General features: G+C 62.3%; 18 protein-coding genes and 1 tRNA gene. 2 read left to right on the plus strand and 17 right to left on the minus strand.

Going from position 1 to position 18,779, the window contains the following annotated elements; translation table 11 throughout:
• Positions 1-6: 6 nt before the first annotated feature.
• The 14 genes from R2669_RS06125 to R2669_RS06190 form a co-directional block, all read right to left on the minus strand.
• Positions 7-423 carry an integration host factor subunit alpha gene (locus R2669_RS06125; protein ID WP_147214526.1) on the minus strand — a complete coding sequence of 139 codons (417 nt, stop codon included), beginning with the start codon at positions 421-423 and terminating at the stop codon, positions 7-9.
• 78 nt (positions 424-501) lie between these two features.
• Positions 502-2,931, minus strand: coding sequence for a phenylalanine--tRNA ligase subunit beta (gene pheT, locus R2669_RS06130; protein WP_316899251.1), 2,430 nt, complete (start codon positions 2,929-2,931; stop codon positions 502-504).
• A gap of 63 nt (positions 2,932-2,994) precedes the next feature.
• On the minus strand, positions 2,995-4,029 hold the full coding sequence (pheS, locus tag R2669_RS06135; RefSeq protein WP_316899253.1) for a phenylalanine--tRNA ligase subunit alpha: 1,035 nt from the start codon (positions 4,027-4,029) through the stop codon (positions 2,995-2,997).
• Between the two features lie 141 nt (positions 4,030-4,170).
• The gene (rplT, locus tag R2669_RS06140) at positions 4,171-4,527 is read right to left on the minus strand and encodes a 50S ribosomal protein L20 (RefSeq protein ID WP_012762124.1); all 357 of its coding nucleotides are present in this window, start codon (positions 4,525-4,527) and stop codon (positions 4,171-4,173) included.
• Positions 4,528-4,555: 28 nt separating this feature from the next.
• Positions 4,556-4,753 carry a 50S ribosomal protein L35 gene (gene rpmI / locus R2669_RS06145; protein ID WP_004636003.1) on the minus strand — a complete coding sequence of 66 codons (198 nt, stop codon included), beginning with the start codon at positions 4,751-4,753 and terminating at the stop codon, positions 4,556-4,558.
• 167 nt (positions 4,754-4,920) lie between these two features.
• Complete coding sequence (gene infC, locus R2669_RS06150; protein ID WP_180815287.1) at positions 4,921-5,442, minus strand: translation initiation factor IF-3; 522 nt, start codon at positions 5,440-5,442, stop codon at positions 4,921-4,923.
• A gap of 42 nt (positions 5,443-5,484) precedes the next feature.
• On the minus strand, positions 5,485-7,392 hold the full coding sequence (gene thrS, locus R2669_RS06155) for a threonine--tRNA ligase (protein ID WP_316899255.1): 1,908 nt from the start codon (positions 7,390-7,392) through the stop codon (positions 5,485-5,487).
• Between the two features lie 383 nt (positions 7,393-7,775).
• Positions 7,776-7,852 (minus strand) — tRNA-Val (locus R2669_RS06160).
• 22 nt (positions 7,853-7,874) lie between these two features.
• Positions 7,875-10,100 carry a RelA/SpoT family protein gene (locus R2669_RS06165; protein WP_102067365.1) on the minus strand — a complete coding sequence of 742 codons (2,226 nt, stop codon included), beginning with the start codon at positions 10,098-10,100 and terminating at the stop codon, positions 7,875-7,877.
• 39 nt (positions 10,101-10,139) lie between these two features.
• Complete coding sequence (locus tag R2669_RS06170) at positions 10,140-10,508, minus strand: RidA family protein (protein WP_147214522.1); 369 nt, start codon at positions 10,506-10,508, stop codon at positions 10,140-10,142.
• A gap of 30 nt (positions 10,509-10,538) precedes the next feature.
• A complete protein-coding gene (locus R2669_RS06175) occupies positions 10,539-11,408 on the minus strand; it encodes an alpha/beta fold hydrolase (protein WP_316889371.1) in 870 nt (289 codons plus the stop codon).
• Positions 11,409-11,553: 145 nt separating this feature from the next.
• A complete protein-coding gene (locus R2669_RS06180) occupies positions 11,554-12,333 on the minus strand; it encodes a 3-hydroxybutyrate dehydrogenase (RefSeq protein WP_316889373.1) in 780 nt (259 codons plus the stop codon).
• Between the two features lie 22 nt (positions 12,334-12,355).
• On the minus strand, positions 12,356-12,991 hold the full coding sequence (locus tag R2669_RS06185; RefSeq protein WP_147214519.1) for a CoA transferase subunit B: 636 nt from the start codon (positions 12,989-12,991) through the stop codon (positions 12,356-12,358).
• A 10-nt stretch (positions 12,992-13,001) separates the two neighbouring features.
• Positions 13,002-13,703, minus strand: a complete 702-nt coding sequence (locus R2669_RS06190) for a CoA transferase subunit A (protein WP_009240847.1) — start codon at positions 13,701-13,703, stop codon at positions 13,002-13,004.
• A gap of 153 nt (positions 13,704-13,856) precedes the next feature.
• On the opposite strand from R2669_RS06190, the gene R2669_RS06195 reads away from it, so the two are divergent.
• Positions 13,857-14,402 (plus strand): LuxR C-terminal-related transcriptional regulator, encoded by a 546-nt coding sequence (locus R2669_RS06195; RefSeq protein ID WP_004636022.1) that lies wholly within the window; start codon positions 13,857-13,859, stop codon positions 14,400-14,402.
• Between the two features lie 12 nt (positions 14,403-14,414).
• On the opposite strand, the gene R2669_RS06200 is transcribed toward R2669_RS06195, so the two are convergent.
• Positions 14,415-15,200 (minus strand): SDR family oxidoreductase, encoded by a 786-nt coding sequence (locus R2669_RS06200; RefSeq protein ID WP_124382221.1) that lies wholly within the window; start codon positions 15,198-15,200, stop codon positions 14,415-14,417.
• A gap of 224 nt (positions 15,201-15,424) precedes the next feature.
• Here R2669_RS06200 and R2669_RS06205 point away from each other — a divergent pair, with 224 nt between their 5' ends.
• On the plus strand, positions 15,425-17,110 hold the full coding sequence (locus R2669_RS06205; RefSeq protein WP_316889376.1) for an electron transfer flavoprotein-ubiquinone oxidoreductase: 1,686 nt from the start codon (positions 15,425-15,427) through the stop codon (positions 17,108-17,110).
• Positions 17,111-17,178: 68 nt separating this feature from the next.
• Here the strand turns inward: R2669_RS06205 and aroC are convergent, their stop codons facing one another.
• Together aroC and R2669_RS06215 are read right to left on the minus strand one after the other, a co-directional pair.
• A complete protein-coding gene (gene aroC, locus R2669_RS06210) occupies positions 17,179-18,279 on the minus strand; it encodes a chorismate synthase (RefSeq protein WP_147214517.1) in 1,101 nt (366 codons plus the stop codon).
• 85 nt (positions 18,280-18,364) lie between these two features.
• Positions 18,365-18,778 (minus strand): FKBP-type peptidyl-prolyl cis-trans isomerase, encoded by a 414-nt coding sequence (locus R2669_RS06215; RefSeq protein WP_027681217.1) that lies wholly within the window; start codon positions 18,776-18,778, stop codon positions 18,365-18,367.
• Position 18,779: the final 1 nt, after the last annotated feature.

An 18,779-nucleotide genomic window follows, 5' to 3' on the forward strand; every position in this document is an offset into this window, starting at 1 on the left:
GCAGAATTAAGCGACGTCGACCGGCAGCGGCTCGACGCGTTCTTCCACGAGCGCCTTGAGTTTCTGGCTCGCGTGGAACGTAACGACGCGACGCGCGGTGATGGGGATGATCTCGCCCGTCTTCGGATTTCGGCCGGGGCGCTGCGGCTTGTCGCGCAACTGAAAGTTGCCAAAGCCGGACAGCTTGACGCTGTCACCCTGCTCGAGCGCCTCGCGAATCACGTCGAAGAACGCTTCGACCATGTCCTTCGACTCACGCTTGTTCAGGCCCACCTGCTCGAACAGCATCTCGGCAAGCTCGGCCTTGGTGAGCGTCGGCACGTCCTGAGCGCGCACGTCACGTGCGTCGCCCAGAGCTGCTGCAGAAGAACCGAGCGAGTCGCCCAAGGATGCCGCCAACGCTGGCGCGTGTTGATCGTTCATAGGATTCGCTTAGCGTATTCGATCCGAATGCGGAGGTTCGTTCGAGCTGTCTCTAGCGCAGTGCGGACGTCTGAAACGTCAGGCGCGCAGGCGCGCGCCGAATGCATCGCCGGCCGCTCGAATCAGTTGCTGTGTGGCGGCCTCGACAATGTCGTCCTGAAGGGTGCTGTCAGTATCTTGCAACGTAATTCTGAAGGCAAGGCTTTTCTCCTGCGCCCCAATGGCAGCCGTGGCGGCCTTCGGACGGAATTCATCGAACAGCACAACGCCTTGCAGATAGCGCTGCCAAGGCGTGCCAACAGCCGTCTTTTCGAAGGTATCGACAAGGTCCTGCACCGCCACGTCTTGGCGCACGACGAGCGCAATGTCGCGCGTCACTGCAGGCACGCGGGGGACTTCGTGGTACTTCGGCAAACCGACGGCCGTGATTGCGTCGAGCTCCAGCTCCCACACCACCGGCGCAGTCGGCAAATCGTACTTCTGCAGCCAACGCGGATGCAGTTCACCGATCCAGCCGATGGCACGGCCATTCAGCACTACGCGCGCCGAGCGGCCCGGATGCAGCGCAGGATGCTCAGCGCGTTCGAAACGCGCCTGCAGCGGCCACAGCAGCGATTCGACATCGCCCTTCACATCGAAGAAATCGACCGGACGAGTCTGCACGCCCCACTGCTCTTCCTTGGACGGACCATACGCAATGCCGCCGGCCATCATCGGCTGTGCGTAGCCGGCGATCGACAGACCGCCGTCGGCGACGCTCGCATCGCGGTGGAACACACGCCCCACTTCGAACATGCGCACGCGGGAAGCCTTGCGGTTCAGGTTGTAGCGCACCTTATCGAGCAAACCGCCGATGAGCGTGCTGCGCATCACCGAGTACTGGCTGGCAATCGGATTCAGCAGCGGAATCGGGTTGGTGTTGCCGGCAAAATCGGCTTCCCATTCGGTCTCGACAAAGGCGAAGTTGACGACCTCGTGGTAATCGCGCGCGGCAACGGCATGACGTACGTCATGCATCGTGCGGCGCGCCTCGTCGGTCGCGCGCATGGCATTCTCAGCCACGGGAGGCTTGGCCGGAATCTGCTCGAAACCGTAGATGCGGGCGACCTCTTCGATCAGGTCTTCCTCGATTTCCAGGTCGAAGCGGTACGACGGCGGCTCGACGATGAACACATCGCCGTCGACGCTGAACGTCAGGCCCAGGCGCTTGAACACATCCGCCACAACATCGTGCGACAGCGGAATACCAAGCACACGCGCCGCACGTGCAACACGCATGCGCACCGGCTCGCGCTTGGGCAAGTTGACGATCTGATCGTCGATCGGGCCGGCCTGGCCGCCGCAGATTTCGAGGATCAGCGCGCTGATGCGCTCGATGTGTTCTACGGTCGTCGCATAGTCAACGCCGCGCTCGAAGCGATGGCCGGCATCGGTCGAGAAGTTGTAGCGGCGTGCGCGGCCCTGGATGGCTTCCGGCCACCAGAATGCGGCTTCGACGTAGATGTTCTGCGTATCGAGCGTGACGGCCGTCTTGTCACCGCCCATGATGCCGGCGAGGCTTTCAATGGCTTGCTCGTCCGAAATCACGCCGACCTTTTCGTCGACAGTGATGGTGTCGCCGTTGAGCAGCTTCAGCTGTTCGCCAGCCTTGCCCCAGCGCACCGTCAGGCCGCCGTGGATCTTGTCCAGGTCGAACACGTGCGACGGACGACCCAGCTCCAGCATCACGTAATTCGAAATATCGACCAGCGCCGACACGCTGCGCATGCCCGCGCGCTCAATGCGCGACACCATCCAAGCCGGCGTCTTCGCGTGCGCATTCACGCCGCGGATGATGCGGCCCGAAAAACGACCGCACAGGTCCGGCGCTTCCACCTTGACCGGCAGCTTGTCAGCCAGTGTCACCGCCACAGGCGCCATCGACGGCACCGTGATGGGCGCGCCCGTCAGCGCGGACACCTCACGCGCCACGCCATGGATCGACAGGCAGTCGGCCTTGTTGGGCGTGAGCTTGATGACGAAGATCTGGTCGTCCAGATCGAGCACCTTGCGGATGTCCTCGCCCACCGGCGTGTCTTCCGGCAGGATCAGCAGACCGCCGTGGTCTTCCGACAGCTTCAGCTCGCGCGCCGAACAGAGCATGCCGTAGCTCTCCACGCCACGCAGCTTGCCGATCTTGATCTTGAACGGCTTGCCGTCCTCGCCCGGCGGGAGCTCGGCGCCGACCAGCGCGCACGGCACCTTGATGCCTACCGACACGTTCGGCGCACCGCAGACGATCTGCAGCAATTCGCCCGTGCCCGCATCGACCTTGCACACGTTGAGGCGATCGGCGTCCGGGTGTTTGTTCACCTCGACCACATGGCCAACGACGATCTGCGAGAACGGCGGCGCGACGGGGTCGACCTCTTCCACCTCGAGGCCAGCCATCGTCAGCCGATGGGAGAGCTCATCCGTGGTGATCGACGGATTGACGAAACTGCGAAGCCAGGATTCCGGAAATTGCATGGCGCGACAGGAAAGAGAATTCGATTAACGGGGCGATGAAGTACCGGTGCGAGCGCTCGGCGCTTACGCGAACTGGCGCAGGAAACGCACATCGCCCTCGAAGAACAGGCGCAGGTCGTTGATGCCATAGCGCAGCATCGTCAAGCGCTCCAGGCCGGAGCCGAACGCGAAGCCGATGTAGCGCTCGGGATCCAGGCCCATGTTGCGCACCACGGTCGGGTGCACCTGGCCGGAGCCGGAAATCTCCAGCCATTTACCGTTGCCGAATGCCATGTCGATCTCGGCCGACGGCTCGGTGAAGGGGAAATACGACGGGCGGAAGCGCACCTGGATGTCGTCGCGCTCGAAGAAGTTGCGCAGGAAATCGGTATAGACGCCCTTCAGGTCGGCAAAGCTGATGGTGTCCGCAATCCAGAGGCCTTCGACCTGATGGAACATCGGCGAGTGCGTGGCGTCGCTGTCAACGCGGTACGTGCGTCCCGGAGCGATGACCTTGATCGGCGGAATGCGGTCGAGATGCTTGTACTTCTCAACGTGCATGCGGGCATAGCGCACCTGCATCGGACTGGTGTGCGTGCGCAGCAGCAGGAGCTTGTCTTCGCTGTCGCGACCGTCGATGTAGAACGTGTCCTGCATCGAGCGCGCCGGGTGGTTGTCCGGGTTGTTCAGCGCCGTGAAGTTCATCCAGTCGGATTCGATTTCAGGGCCGTCGGCCACATCGAAACCGATGGAGCCGAAAATCTTGGCGACGCGCTCCCAGGTGTTCATCACCGGGTGCAGACTGCCTTCGGCCACATCCCGGCCCGGCAGCGTTACGTCGATCGCCTCGGCTGCAAGGCGGGCGTTCATCAGCGCATCGGCCAGTGCCTGGCGGCGGGCGTTCAGCGCCTCCTCAACACGGCTCTTGGCTTGGTTGATGCGCGCGCCTTCGGACTTGCGTGTCTCCGGATCGAGCTTGCCCAAGCCTTTGAGCAAGTCGGTCAGCACGCCGGACTTACCGAGAAAGCGGGCTTTCTCGTTTTCCAGCGAGGCGTTGTCCTCCACGGAGGCAAACGCGTTTTGGGCATCGACGACGACTTGATCCAGATCCAGTGACATGGGAAGGCGAGCGAAAAAATTCGGGTGATTCGGGTCCGCGAAATGCGCGGAATAAAAAACGGGGCTCGGTGAGAGCCCCGTCAGGGTGATCAGCCGGCAAAGTCACTGGGCAATTCCAGCAGCCTGCCCGGCCAATCCAATTCAGGCGACGTTGGCTTTCACCTGGTTCACGATGGCAGCAAAAGCCACCTTGTCGTGAATGGCCATGTCCGACAGCACCTTGCGGTCCAGCTCGATGGACGCCTTCTTCAGGCCGTTCATGAACTTGCTGTAGGTCAGACCATGCTCGCGTGCGCCAGCGTTGATACGTGCAATCCAGAGCGCGCGGAACACACGCTTCTTGTTGCGACGATCGCGGTAGGCGTACTGACCAGCACGCATGACCGCCTGCTTGGCGATGCGATAGACGTTATTGCGGCGGCCGCGGTAACCCTTGGCTGCGCTGATAACCTTCTTATGACGGGCCCGCGCTGTGACCCCACGTTTTACTCGAGGCATGAAATGCTCCTTTCGTAGTTAGTTAGGGTTAGGCGTACGGCATCATTGCGCGAACGGACTTCAGGTTCGTCTCATGGACGCCCTCGGTACCGCGCAGGTGACGCTTGTTCTTGGTGGTCTTCTTGGTCAGGATGTGACGCTTGAAGGCTTGGCCACGTTTGATCGTGCCACCAGGACGGGCAGTAAAGCGCTTGGAAGCGCTTTTCTTCGTCTTCATCTTCGGCATGGAACAACTCCGTTTTTGACATGAGGCCAGGTGGACGGCTGCCGCCGACACTTGCAAGACCCGGGCTCACTTGTTGTATCGCGGCAGGCTTTGACACCTGCCGCGTCTTCCGACGTTTCCGTCTGGAACCTGCTCAGCGCAGCCGGAATCGCCCGGCCGCCGCTGCATTACTTTTTCTTCTTGGGCGCCAACATCATCACTGCCTGGCGGCCTTCCATCTTCGGCATCTGCTCAACCTGACCGAATTCCTCCAGGTCAGCCTTGATACGCTCCAGCACGCGCATACCGAGCTCCTGGTGCGCCATTTCGCGACCTCGGAAACGCAAGGTAACCTTCACCCGGTCACCATCCTCTAGGAAGCGCGTAGCGTTTCGCAGCTTGACGCCGTAGTCGTTGTCGTCGGTAGCCGGGCGGAATTTGACTTCCTTCACCTGGATAACCTTCTGCTTCAACTTGGCCTCGTGAGCCTTCTTCTGCTCCTGATACTTGAACTTGCCATAGTCCATCAGGCGGCAGACGGGCGGCTGCGCAGTCGGCGCGATCTCGACCAAGTCGACGTCTTTCTCTTCTGCCAGACGCAGTGCGTCAAACAGCTTGACGATGCCGAGCGCTTCTCCCTCAACCCCGGTCAGCCGGATTTCCGGTGCGCTGATCTCGCGGTTGATGCGGTGAGATTTCTCAGTAGCGATGTTGATGTCCTCAAAGAATCAAAAAAACAGGCCGTGCCCAGCTCATGACTTGTTGGCGAGATCGTTCTGCAGTCGCTCAACGAACGCCGACAACGGCATGGAGCCTAGATCGACGTTGCCACGGGCACGCACGGCCACCTGATTTTCATCCCGCTCCTTGTCGCCAACCACAACCTGGTATGGGACCTTCTGCACGGAATGCTCGCGGATTTTATACCCAATCTTCTCATTCCGCAAATCAACGACCGCCCTAAATCCTTGTTTTTGCAGGGATTGCGCAACGGATTGTGCGTATTCGGCATGCGAATCGGTGATGCTGAGCACCGCAACCTGCACCGGCGAAAGCCACGTCGGCAGCGCTCCGGCATATTGCTCGATCAAGATACCGATAAAGCGCTCGAGGCTGCCGACAATGGCGCGGTGCAGCATGATGGGACGATGGCGCGCGCCATCTTCGCCGACAAACTCTGCGTCAAGGCGCTCCGGCAGATTCGGGTCGACCTGCATCGTGCCACACTGCCACTGCCGCCCAAGTGCGTCCTTAAGCACATACTCGATCTTGGGACCATAGAACGCACCCTCGCCCGGCAGGTACTCGAACTCGCAACCCGACGCGCGCAAACCCTCGGCCAACGCAGCCTCGGCGCGGTCCCAGCTTTCTTCCGTGCCGATGCGCTTGTCCGGACGCGTCGACAGCTTGTAGAGAATCTCGGTAAAGCCGAAATCCTTGTAGACCTTCTGCAGCAACGTCGTGAACGCCGTCACCTCGGCCTGGATCATGTCTTCCGTGCAGAAGATGTGGCCGTCGTCCTGCGTGAAGCCGCGCACGCGCATGATGCCGTGCAGGCCGCCCGACGGCTCGTTACGGTGGCACGCACCGAACTCACCGAAGCGAAGCGGCAGATCGCGGTAGCTCTTGATGCCTTGCTTGTAGATGAGGATGTGGCCGGGGCAGTTCATCGGCTTGAGCGCGTATTCGCGCTTTTCCGATTCCGTGATGAACATGTTCTCGCGGTACTTGTCCCAGTGGCCGGTCTTCTCCCACAGCGTCTTGTCGAGAATCTGCGGCCCCTTCACTTCCTGGTAGCCATTCTCGCGATAGACGCGGCGCATGTATTGCTCGACTTCCTGCCACAGCGTCCAGCCCTTGGGGTGCCAGAACACCGTGCCGGGCGAGTACTCGTCGATGTGGAACAGGTCGAGTTCGCGACCGAGCTTGCGGTGGTCACGCTTTTCGGCCTCTTCCAGCATGTGCAGATAGGCTTCCTGGTCTTCCTTCTTGGCCCAGGCCGTGCCGTAGATGCGCTGGAGCATCTCGTTGTTGTGGTCGCCGCGCCAATACGCGCCCGCCACCTTCATCAGCTTGAAGACTTTCAGTTTGCCCGTGGATGGCACGTGCGGACCGCGGCATAGGTCAACGAAGTTGCCTTCGCGGTACAGGCCGATCTCCTGATCCTGCGGGATGGAGGCAATGATCTCCGCCTTGTATTTCTCGCCCATGCCTTCGAACAGCTTGACGGCCTCATCGCGATTCCAGACTTCACGCGTGACCTTCTCGTCCTTCTTGGCCAGCTCGGTCATCTTCTTTTCGATGGCAACGAGGTCTTCGGGCGTGAAGGGGCGCTTGTAGGCGAAGTCGTAGTAGAAACCGTTCTCGATGACCGGACCGATGGTGACCTGCGCGTCCGGATACAGCTCCTTGACGGCGTAGGCCAGCAAGTGGGCCGTAGAGTGACGGATCACGTCGACGCCGTCGGCATCCTTGTCGGTGATGATGGCGAGCTTCGCATCGCGATCGATCGTGTAGCTCGTGTCGACCATCTGGCCGTCCACGCGGCCGGCCAGGGCTGCCTTGGCAAGGCCCGCACCGATGCTTTGCGCCACTTCTGCGACCGTCACCGGGCCGGGAAACTCTCGCCGGGAACCATCCGGCAACGTGATTGCGATCATGCTTGCTCCTGTGGAGTCACCGTTGCGCATCTCAGGTTTCAACGATGCACAGCGGTCGTTATTCTGTCGTGCGCCGCGCCAAGTTCAGCGCAGCAGGTTGTCGAATCGAATGCTTCGAAGCGCTTTCAGCTTGATCGCCACGCGTGACACGAAACTGCGGACGAAAAAAAACGCGGCCAAGGCCGCGTTTTCATTTGCGCTATCCACCGCTTGGGCAGACCGCAAAGGGCGAAAAACGCACCTTGACTACCGTCGCTCCGAAGCGGTTGTAGTTCGCGGTGCCTGAATCATATTTCGCCCTGTGTTCAGTTGTACGGGACAAACCCGGGAATTACGAGGATGACGGCTTGGACACCCTACCCGACGCGTCCTGCTAAATGCGTTGGTAGGCTCGATTGGACTCGAACCAACGACCCCCACCATGTCAAGGTGGTGCTCTAACCAGCTGAGCTACGAGCCTGCCGAAGAACAAGACTATACCGTCACTTCCTTCGGGCTGTCAATACCCCTTGCACTTCTTCGATCAAAGTCAGCGCGCGCTGCAGTTGCGTCGCTTCTGACACCTCCGCAGTGAACTGCATTTTCGCGACGCCTTTGCTCGACAGCGTGCGCACGCCGGTCACGTTGATCTTCTCGCGCGAGAGGATTTCCGAGATGTCGCGCAACAAGCCCTGCCGGTCCAGCGCTTCGACCTGGATGTCGATCGGATAGACCGAATCGCTGCGTTGGCCCCATTCCGTCTGGATCACACGGCCCGGCGCGCGGGCGGCCAATTGCTGGAACGTTGCGCAACTCTGACGGTGGATCGAGACACCGCGGCCACGCGTGACAAAGCCGACGATGGGGTCCGGCGGCGCAGGCTTGCAGCAACGTGACATCTGCGTGAGGAGCGAATCGACGCCCACCACCAACACGCCGCTCTTGGCGCCACGGGCCACGCTGGTGGCGCGGCTTTTCTTGGTGATGGCGGCTTCGTCGTCGACGGGTGCCGGCGGCGGCGCCCCATCCGAGCGCAAGACCGCCTCGATACGGCGCAGGCTCAGCTCGTCCTTGGCGACGACAGCGTAGAGATCGTCCGGCGTCTTGTAGCCGAGCTTGGCGGCCAGCTCTTCCAGGTTGACGGCGGTCTTGCCTTCGCGCTGCAGCGTCTTGTCGATGAGCGCGCGCCCCTGGGCGAGCGTCTCTTCCAGCTCCATCGCGTTGAACCAGGCGCGCACCTTCGTACGGGCGCGCGGGCTGACAAGATAGTGCAGCTCGGTGTTCAGCCAATCGCGCGACGGCCCGCCCTGCTTGACGGTGACGATCTCGACCGTCTGGCCGTTCTTGAGCGGCGTGTTCAGCGGCACCATCGTGCCGTCGACGCGCGCGCCGCGGCAGCGGTGGCCGAGATCACTGTGCAGGTAATAAGCGAAGTCGACGGGCGTCGCGCCTTGCGGCAACGCGATCACGCGGGCCTGCGGCGTCAGCACGTAGATGTGGTCATCCAGCTCCGTGTGCTTGAGTTGCTCCCACGGGGAATCCTCGTGCGCGACGGTGTGCTCGGCGTCATCTTTCCAGGCGAGCAATTGGCGCAGCCAGGCGATCTTCTCGTCGTAGCGTTCGCTGGCGGAGAACTGCCCGGCGTAGCCTTTGCTGCCGGCCTCTTTGTAGCGCCAGTGCGCCGCCACGCCGTACTCGGCAAAGTGGTGCATCTCGCGCGTGCGGATCTGCACCTCGAGCGCGCGGCCGTCGTCGCCGATCACTACCGTGTGCAGCGACATGTAGCCATTGGCCTTCGGACGCGAGATGTAGTCGTCGAATTCCTTCGGGATCGGCTGCCACATGTGGTGCACGAAACCGAGCACCGTGTAGCAATCCTTGATGTCGTCGACGATGACGCGGAAGGCGCGCACGTCGTACAGATCGGCAAAGTCGAGCTCCTTGCCGCGCATCTTCTTCCAGATGCTGTAGATGTGCTTGGGCCGCCCGCTGACTTCCGCCTGAATGCCGGCATCGTGCAACGTCTTTTGGAGTTGCTCGATGGCCTGGCCGATGAACTTTTCGCGCTCGATGCGCTTTTCATCCAGCAGGCGGGCAATGCGCTTGTAGGTATCGGGATCCTCAAAGCGGAAGCCGAGGTCTTCAAGCTCCCACTTCAGCTGCCAGATGCCCAGGCGGTTTGCGAGCGGCGCGTAGATATCCAGCGTCTCGCGCGCCATGCCTTCCGGCGCCGAGCGTTTCGTCTGCGCCAGCCAGCGCAGCGACTGCAACCGCGACGCCAGCCGGATCAGGACCACGCGAATGTCCTGCGCGAACGCGAGCAACATCTTGCGCAACGCCTCGACTTGCGCGCGGCGCGCTTCGGCTTCGTTCTTGCGCGTGATGCTGGCGTCGGTCGGGCTGACGAGGCCGGCAATGGCGCCAATGCGCAGCAATTGCCGCACATCGTGCACGAGCTTGACGACCTCGGCCCCGAACGCGGGCTCGAGCGCCTTTTCGTTGTCCATTGCCAGCGTCGGCAACAGAAACAGCGCGGCGGCCTGCAACGACGGCGTATCGACGCGCAGCCCTTCAAGGATGGCGATCGTGCCGCGCGCGTGCGACTCCAGCGGCTCGCCGGTCAGCGTGACGCTGTCTGCGGCATTCGCCACAAGGTATTCGATCGCCCGAGCGACCTGCTCTGCCGTCGATCCGGACCCCTCGGCCGGCCGTTCGGTCTTGTTCTCCATGATGCGTCCTGCTTGCGTCTGGCCTGTTGCGTGACGGGCTCAGCTTTTCTGCGCGGCCGTCACGACGATTTCGATGCGGTACTTCGGATTGGCCAGCGCGGCTTCAACGGTGGCGCGCGGCGGCGAGTTCCTGGAATCGGCGGCGACCCACTGGTCCCACACCTTGTTCATCTCGCCAATCTCGCTGATGTCTTTGAGGAAGATCTGGCACATCAGGATGCGCGTCTTGTCGCTGTCGTTCGCGGCCAGCACGCGATCGATGATGGCGAGCACTTCGGCCGTCTGCTCGGCAATGCCGGCGTCCAGCGTGGTCTCGGGCACCTGGCCGGCCACGTAGACGACGCCGTTGTAGACGGCCGCGTCGGAATAGCGATGTTCGACGTTGTAGCGCTTCAGTTCAGTACTCATCTTGCAAATCGAATGGGGTCGGACAAACGGTCATTGACCGAGGAAGAACTTGCGGGCAATCGCCACCTGATCCGGCTGGATGAAGGTCGGCGCGTGGCCCACATCGGGAATTTCCACCGTGTTCACATGTTGGCCGCGCTGCATCATGGCTTCGACGGTCTCGCGCGTCAGCAAATCGGAATGCGCGCCGCGCACCACCAGCACTTCGCCGGGAATCGCCTCGAACAGTTTCCAGAGCGTCGCCTCGCCGGCAGCGATCATTTCGGGCGTGGTGTTCTTGAAGGGCTCCGCCAGGCGCGGATCGTAATGCAGGATCCACTCGCCGCCCTGCGGCTTCAGGATCGCCGTATTCAACTCACGCCATTGCTCCGGCGTGTGCGGGCCGAATGAAGCACTGATCGTCTTGAGGTACGCCAGCCCTTCATCGAACGTCTTGAAGCGGACGCTCAGCCCGAGGTAGGCGCCGATGCGCGTCAACGACGATTCCGTCACGCGCGGGCCCACATCGTTGAGCAGCAGCTTGCGGATCGGCGATTTCGGCAAGCCTGCCAGGCCAATGCCGATCAGGCCACCCATCGAGGTACCGAACCAGTCGACGGACTCGGCGTTCAGGCGCGCGAGCAACGTCACCATGTCGGACGCGTACTGCGGCAGCACATAGCCCTTTGGATCGGCCAGCCAATCGGAGCGCCCGCGGCCCACCACATCGGGGCAGATGACGCGATAGTCGTTGCAGAGCGCCTGCGCCAGCACGTCGAAATCACGCCCGGTGCGCGAGAGGCCATGCACGCAAACGAGCACGCGCGGATTCTGCGAGTCGCCCCACTCGTGATACGCCATCCGATGCAAGCCGGACGGACTCAGGCACTGCACGAAGGCAAGGCGCGGCGAAACTGGCATGAACAACTCCTACACGTGAATGACGGAGACAGCGAAGCCTGATTGTACGCGGCCCCGCAGGCATGCGGCGGCGCAGCAGACATCCGCGGCGGTCCAAAACAAAAAAGCCTCGCCGGAGCGAGGCTTTTCCGAAAGGCAACTCAGCTTACTGCGCGACCCAGCCACCATCCATGTTCCAGGCCACGCCACGCACCTGCTCAGCCGCATCGCTGCACAGGAACACCGCCAGCGCCCCCAGCTGGTCGGGCGTGACGAACTCGCCCGAGGGCTGCTTTTCCATCAGCAGATCCTTCTTGGCTTCGAGCGCGGACAGGCCGTCCTTCTCGGCACGCGCATCGATCTGCTTCTGCACCAGCGGCGTCAGTACCCAGCCCGGGCAGATCGCGTTGGACGTGACGCCCGTCTGCGCCGTCTCCAGCGCCACCGATTTGGTGAACCCGACGATACCGTGCTTGGCCGCCACGTAAGCCGACTTCTGCGCCGATGCCACCAATCCATGCGCGGAAGCGATGTTGATGATGCGGCCCCAGTTCTTGCGCTTCATGCCCGGCACGGCAAGCCGCGTCGTGTGGAAAGCCGAGGTGAGGTTGATGGCGATGATGGCGTCCCAGCGCTCGGTCGGGAAATCCTCCACGTTGGCTACGTACTGGATGCCGGCGTTGTTGACGAGGATGTCCACGCCGCCGAATTCTGCATCGGCATAGGCGAACATCGCTTCGATCTCGGCCGGCTTGCTCATGTCGGCGCCGTGGTATCCGATGCGGATGGCATTCTTGCCAGCGGCCGCGATCTGCGCCTTGGGCGCTTCCACGTCGCCAAAGCCGTTCATGATGATGTTGGCGCCCTGCGCGGCCAGCGAGCAGGCAATACCCAGACCGATCCCGCTGGTCGAGCCCGTGACGAGGGCGGTTTTTCCTTGCAGCATGCGTGTCTCCGGATGTCGACGATTACAGCAGGTTGACGCCAGTCTTGGCCTGAACCTCTTCGCGGGAAACGCCCGGCGCCGTTTCAATCAGCTTCAGGCCCTGCTCGGTCACGTCGATCACGCCGAGGTCCGTAATGATGCGATCCACCACACCCACGCCCGTCAGCGGCAATGTGCACTTGGGCAGGATCTTCAGGTCTTCGGTGCCGTCCTTCTTTTTTGCGGTGTGCTCCATCAGCACGATCACGCGCTTGACGCCGGCCACGAGGTCCATCGCGCCGCCCATGCCCTTGACCATCTTGCCGGGGATCATCCAGTTGGCGAGGTCGCCCGTCTCGCTTACCTGCATCGCACCCAAAATCGACAGGTTGATCTTGCCGCCGCGAATCATCGCAAAGCTCTGGTCGCTGCCGAAGATGGCGCTGCCGGGCAGCGTTGTCACGGTCTGCTTGCCTGCGTTGATCAGGTCGGCGTCGACTTCGTCTTCCGTGGGGAACGGGCCGATACCGAGCATGCCGTTTTCGCTTTGCAGCCAGACTTCCTTGTCGCCGGTATGGTTGGCAACCAGCGTCGGGATGCCGATGCCGAGGTTGACGTAGAAACCGTCTTGCAACTCCTGGGCAGCGCGCGCCGCCATTTGGTCTTGTGTCCAGGCCATGTCGGTCTCCTTAGTTGGCTGCTCGGATGGTGCGCTTTTCGATGCGCTTCTCGGGCGTGGCATTCAGCACGATGCGGTGCACATAGATGCCGGGCAGATGGATGTCGTCCGGCGCAAGCTCGCCCACTTCAACGATCTCTTCGACCTCGACAATGCAGATCTTGCCGGCGGTGGCCGCAGCCGGGTTGAAGTTGCGCGCGGTCAGGTTGAAACGCAGGTTGCCGGACTTGTCGGCCACCTGCGCCTTCACCAGCGCCACATCGGGCACCAGCGAGCGCTCCATGACGTACGTCTCGCCGTCAAACTCGCGCAGCTCCTTGCCTTCGGCGACCAGCGTGCCGACGCCCGTCTTGGTGAAGAACGCCGGGATGCCGGCGCCGCCTGCGCGCAGCTTTTCGGCCAGCGTGCCTTGCGGGGTGAATTCCAACTCGAGTTCACCGGCCAGATACTGGCGCTCGAACTCCTTGTTTTCGCCCACGTAGGACGAAATCATCTTTTTGATCTGGCGCGTTTCCAGCAGCAGGCCCAGGCCGAAACCGTCGACGCCGGCGTTGTTGGAAATGCAGGTGAGATTCTTGACGCCCGAATCGCGCAGCGCGGCAATCAGCGCTTCCGGAATGCCGCACAGGCCGAAGCCGCCCACGGCGATGGTCTGGCCGTCCTTGACGACGCCCGCAAGCGCCTCGCTGGCGCTGGCGAAGATTTTGTTCATGCGTGCTCCTTCCTTGGTGGTCCAACAAATCCGGCAGGGTTTTGACCGATCACACAGTTGGGGTTTGTGCGATGCAGCGCCGGAAAATAGTAACGATACAATCTGCCGAGAATACGCAAGCGTCGCGCGACGCAGCAATACGTACGAATACATATGCCCGCCCTCGACTATCAGACTGCATTCCAGCTTGCCCCTGTCGGCATGGTGATGTCCCGCGAGCGGGTGATGCTCGACGTCAACGACGAAGCCGCTCGCATCTTCGGCCACGCGCGCACCACCATGATCGGTCAGTCGTTTGAACTGCTCTATCCGACGCACGATGAATACGAGCGCACCGGCGCACGCATCATTCCCGTCATGAACGCACGCGGCAGCTACTCCGACGAACGCATCATGAAGCGCGCCAACGGCGAACTGTTCTGGTGCCACGTCACGGGCCGGGCACTGGATCGCGCGAAACCGCTCGGCGAAGGGATCTGGACGTTCGAAGACCTGTCAGCGCATCGCCCGGTCACGGCAGCGCTCACACCGCGCGAACGCGACATCGCCGCCCAGTTGGTCGAGGGCAAGACGAGCAAGCAGATCGGCAAGCAGCTGGAGATCAGCCCGCGCACGGTCGAAATCTACCGCGCGCGGCTGATGAAGAAGTACGCCGCCAACACCTCGCTCGAACTTGTTCAGCGGCTGATGGGGCACTAAGCCAGCGGCGCCTTACACCATGCCGTCGTCGGCGTTGATGACGGCACCGTTGATGAAGTCGGACTGATCCGACGCCAGCAGCAGAATCAGCCCATCGAGGTCTTCCGGCTTGCCGACACGCTTGCGCGGCAGCATCTGCACAAGCTTCTGACCGGGTTCGGTTTCCCAGTGATGATGATTGATTTCGGTATCGATATAGCCCGGGCAGATCGCGTTCGTATTGATGCCGTAACGGCCCCACTCCAGCGCCATGGCCTTGGTCATGTGCACCACGGCCGCCTTGCTCATGCAATACACGCCAATCTGCGACAGCACCTTCAGCCCCGCCACCGACGCGATGTTGATGATGCGCGATTGCGGCAGCGGCGAGCCGTTCTTCTCCGCGCCCTTGGCCCGCGCAATCATGCGCTTGGCGGTTTCCTGCGCAACGAAGAAGGCGCCACGCGTGTTGGTATCGAACACGAAATCGAAGTCGTCCGGTGTCACGTCCACCATGCGCTGCGTAGTCGAGACTCCCGAATTGTTGACCAGAATGTCGATGGTGCCCGCTTCGGTTTCAGCGTGGGCGATGGCCGACCGGATGCTGTCCGGGTCGGTCACATCCAGCCGGACGACGTGGGCGCTGCCGCCCTTCGATTCGATGTCGGCGCGCAGTTCCTTCAGACGCTCGACACGGCGCGAGGCCAGCACGACCTTCGCGCCGGCGGCCGCCAGCGTGTGGGCGAAACGGGCGCCCAGGCCGCTCGACGCGCCCGTGATCAGCGCGACCTTGCCTTCCAGATTGATCGACAAACCCATGATGCGTGATCCCCGTGTGTTGGTTTGGCATGCACCGGTGCCGCTCGGAGGCAACACCGGCATGTGATTTGAGCGCAGCTTAGCAAAAAATCGAACGATCGTTCAGAAATTTCCCTTGCCGCATCCGGGCGCGTCCCGGACAATGCGGAAAATTCTAATGCAGCAATCCGTCATACCAATAAGCAAACGCCCCTAACTGTCCCCAAAGCAGCGAAGAGACACTTATGAACCAGCAGCAGCTCCTCGAACAATACGGCCCGCGAGAGTCCATGGAGTATGACGTCGTGATCGTCGGCGGCGGCCCCGCCGGCCTGGCGACAGCGATTCGCATCAAGCAACTGGCTGCCGAGACGGGCAAGGACGTGTCCGTCGTCGTGCTGGAAAAGGGTTCCGAGCCGGGTGCGCACATCCTTTCGGGCGCGGTGATGGACCCACGCGCCATCAACGAACTCCTTCCCAACTGGAAAGCCGACGGCGCCCCGCTCAACCAGGCGGTCACCGGCGACGACGTGCTTTTCCTGAGCGAGACCGGCTCCAAGCGGACGCCCGACTGGCTCGTGCCGCGCAATTTCCACAATGACGGCTGCTACGTGGTCTCGCTGTCGAACGTGGTGAAGTGGATGGCCACGCAGGCCGAGGCGCTGGGCGTGGAAATTTTCCCGGGCTTTGCCGCAGCCGAAGTGCTGTATGACGACAAGGGCGCCGTGCGCGGCGTTGCCACCGGCAACATGGGTATCGGCAAGGACGGCGAGCCCACCGAGAACTTCCAACTCGGCATGGAGCTCCTCGGCAAGTACACCATCTTCGCGGAAGGCGCGCGCGGCCATCTGGGCCGCCAATTGCTGGAGAAATTCAAGCTCAACGCCGGCAAAGACCCGCAGACCTTCGCCATCGGCATCAAGGAACTCTGGGAAATCGACCCGGCCAAGGCCAAGCCAGGCCTCGTGGTGCACACCGCTGGCTGGCCGATGGAAGACGACACCTTCGGCGGCGGCTTCCTGTATCACCTGGAAGACAACAAGGTCACGCTCGGCTTCGTGATCGGGCTGGACTACAAGAACCCGTGGATGAGCCCCTTCGAAGAGATGCAGCGCTGGAAGGCTCACCCGGCCATCCGCGCGCACATCGAAGGCGGCAAGCGCATCGGCTACGGCGCGCGCGCCATCAACAACGGCACGCCGCAAGCGCTGCCGAAAACGGTGTTCCCGGGTGGTGCACTGGTCGGTTGCGATGCTGGCTACTTGAACGCGGCGCGCATCAAGGGCAGCCACGCGGCCATCAAGAGCGGCATGATGTGCGGCGAAGCCGTGTTCGAAGCCGTGACGGCGGGCCGTTCCGCTGACGAGCTGTCCGCCTACCCCGCCGCCTTCGAACAGAGCTGGCTGAAGGACGAGCTGGACCAGTCGCGCAACTTCAAGCTGTGGTTCAAGAAGAGCCCGACGCTGGGCAAGATCATGACCGGCATCGAACAGTGGCTGCTGCCCAAGATTGGCGTCAGCAATCCGCCCTGGACGCTGCACGGCACGAAGTCGGATAACCAGTCGCTCAAGCCGGCATCGGAATGCCCGAAGATCGAGTATCCGAAGCCGGACGGCAAGATCACGTTCGACCGCCTGTCGTCGGTGTTCATTTCGAACACGAACCACGAAGAGAATCAGCCGGCGCACCTGACGCTGAAAGATCCGACCGTTCCGACGCGCATCAATCTGGCCCAGTTTGCCGGCCCCGAGCAGCGCTACTGCCCCGCAGGCGTGTACGAATTCGTCAAGAACGACGAAGGCACCGAGCGCCTGCAGATCAACGCGCAGAACTGCGTGCACTGCAAGACTTGCGACATCAAGGACCCGACGCAGAACATCGTGTGGGTCACGCCGGAAGGCGGTGGCGGACCGAACTACGTCGGCATGTAAGCAGCGGGCGACCGCCCAACAAAAAAGACGGCTTGAAGCCGTCTTTTTTGTTGCCTGAGCGAATCGATTCAGGGGGCTTTTGCCGAAATCGCCGGCGTCTCGACCGACACGTCGCCGCATTGCGCACGATGGCGCAGCGCATGGTCAATCAGCACGAGTGCCAGCAGCGCCTCGGCGATCGGCGTGGCACGGATGCCGACGCACGGGTCATGGCGTCCGAACGTTTCTACCACCGCCGGATCACCCGCCTTGTCGATCGAACGGCGCGGCGTACGAATGCTCGACGTCGGCTTGATCGCCAGCGACACGGAGATGTCCTGCCCCGTCGAAATCCCGCCCAGGATGCCGCCCGCGTTGTTGCCGACGAAGCCCTCCGGCGTCAGTTCGTCGCCATGCTCGGAGCCGCGCTGGCTCACCGCGTGGAAGCCCGCGCCGATCTCAACGCCCTTCACCGCATTCAGTCCCATCATGGCGTGGGCGATGTCGGCGTCCAGGCGGTCGAACAGCGGCTCCCCCCAACCGACGGGCACGCCCGTGGCCACCACTTCAATGCGCGCGCCGACGGAATCGCCGTCCTTGCGCAGTGCATCCATGTAGGTTTCCAGCTCGGGAACGATCTCGGCATTGGGTGCGAAGAACGGGTTGTTCGGCACCTCGTTCCAGTCCATGAACGGAATGTGGATATCGCCGAGCTGCGACATGAAGCCGTGGATTTCAACGCCGAACTTCTCACGCAGCCACTTCTTGGCGACGGCACCCGCGGCCACCGTCGGTGCCGTCAAGCGTGCGGAAGAACGGCCGCCGCCGCGCGGATCGCGGATGCCGTATTTGTGCCAGTAGGTGTAATCGGCGTGGCCCGGACGGAAGGTCTCGGCGATGTTGCTGTAATCCTTGCTGCGCTGGTCGGTATTGCGGATCAGCAGGCAGATCGGGGTGCCCGTCGTCTTGCCTTCGTACACGCCGGAGAGGATCTCGACGAGGTCTTCTTCCTTGCGCTGCGTAACGTGGCGCGAGGTGCCGGGCTTGCGGCGGTCCAGATCGGGCTGAATGTCTTCTGCCGACAGCGTCATGCCGGGCGGGCAGCCGTCGATGACAGCGCCGATGGCCGGGCCATGCGACTCGCCGAAGGTGGTGACGGAAAACAGCAGGCCCAGGGTATTGCCAGACATGATCGTGCTCGGGAAAGCGCCGCGACGGCCGGGGCGCGAAACATCAGGAAAACGCTATTGTAAGGCCGATCTATCGGCCCCTTGGTCAGCCGCCGATACCCAGCAGCTCGACCTCGAAGTTCAGCGTCGAATTGGGCGGAATGGTGCCCGGAACGCCGCGCTCGCCGTAAGCGGTGGCCGCCGGGCAGGTCAGCTTGGCCTTGCCGCCCACCTGCATCTTTTGCACGCCTTCGGTCCAGCACGGAATCACGCGATTGAGCGGAAACGAAATCGGCTGGCCGCGCTTGTAGGAGCTGTCGAATTCCTTGCCGTCAGTCAGTGTGCCGCGGTAGTGCACCTTGACCGTGTCGCTGGCCTTGGGCGACGGGCCGGTGCCCTTGGTCAGCGTCTGGACGATCACACCGGAGGGCAGCGTCTCGGAAGCCGGCGATGCGGCTTGCGCGCTAACGGCAGCCAGGGCAAGCAACGAAGCACACAGCAGCGGGGAAACGTGTTTCATG

The organism is Ralstonia edaphi, assembly GCF_958350185.1.
In the GTDB taxonomy this organism is placed as follows: Bacteria; Pseudomonadota; Gammaproteobacteria; order Burkholderiales; family Burkholderiaceae; genus Ralstonia; species Ralstonia edaphi.

Coding starts and splice junctions, on each gene's coding strand:
- R2669_RS06195 (WP_004636022.1), top strand. CDS start 13,857: ATGCCCGCCCTCGACTATCAGACTGCATTCCAGCTTGCCCCTGTCGGC.
- thrS (WP_316899255.1), bottom strand. CDS start 7,392: ATGATCGCAATCACGTTGCCGGATGGTTCCCGGCGAGAGTTTCCCGGC.
- pheT (WP_316899251.1), bottom strand. CDS start 2,931: ATGCAATTTCCGGAATCCTGGCTTCGCAGTTTCGTCAATCCGTCGATC.
- R2669_RS06180 (WP_316889373.1), bottom strand. CDS start 12,333: ATGCTGCAAGGAAAAACCGCCCTCGTCACGGGCTCGACCAGCGGGATC.
- R2669_RS06205 (WP_316889376.1), top strand. CDS start 15,425: ATGAACCAGCAGCAGCTCCTCGAACAATACGGCCCGCGAGAGTCCATG.
- aroC (WP_147214517.1), bottom strand. CDS start 18,279: ATGTCTGGCAATACCCTGGGCCTGCTGTTTTCCGTCACCACCTTCGGC.
- rplT (WP_012762124.1), bottom strand. CDS start 4,527: ATGCCTCGAGTAAAACGTGGGGTCACAGCGCGGGCCCGTCATAAGAAG.
- R2669_RS06215 (WP_027681217.1), bottom strand. CDS start 18,778: ATGAAACACGTTTCCCCGCTGCTGTGTGCTTCGTTGCTTGCCCTGGCT.
- rpmI (WP_004636003.1), bottom strand. CDS start 4,753: ATGCCGAAGATGAAGACGAAGAAAAGCGCTTCCAAGCGCTTTACTGCC.
- R2669_RS06185 (WP_147214519.1), bottom strand. CDS start 12,991: ATGGCCTGGACACAAGACCAAATGGCGGCGCGCGCTGCCCAGGAGTTG.
- R2669_RS06165 (WP_102067365.1), bottom strand. CDS start 10,100: ATGGAGAACAAGACCGAACGGCCGGCCGAGGGGTCCGGATCGACGGCA.
- pheS (WP_316899253.1), bottom strand. CDS start 4,029: ATGTCACTGGATCTGGATCAAGTCGTCGTCGATGCCCAAAACGCGTTT.
- R2669_RS06190 (WP_009240847.1), bottom strand. CDS start 13,703: ATGAACAAAATCTTCGCCAGCGCCAGCGAGGCGCTTGCGGGCGTCGTC.
- R2669_RS06175 (WP_316889371.1), bottom strand. CDS start 11,408: ATGCCAGTTTCGCCGCGCCTTGCCTTCGTGCAGTGCCTGAGTCCGTCC.
- R2669_RS06125 (WP_147214526.1), bottom strand. CDS start 423: ATGAACGATCAACACGCGCCAGCGTTGGCGGCATCCTTGGGCGACTCG.
- R2669_RS06200 (WP_124382221.1), bottom strand. CDS start 15,200: ATGGGTTTGTCGATCAATCTGGAAGGCAAGGTCGCGCTGATCACGGGC.
- R2669_RS06170 (WP_147214522.1), bottom strand. CDS start 10,508: ATGAGTACTGAACTGAAGCGCTACAACGTCGAACATCGCTATTCCGAC.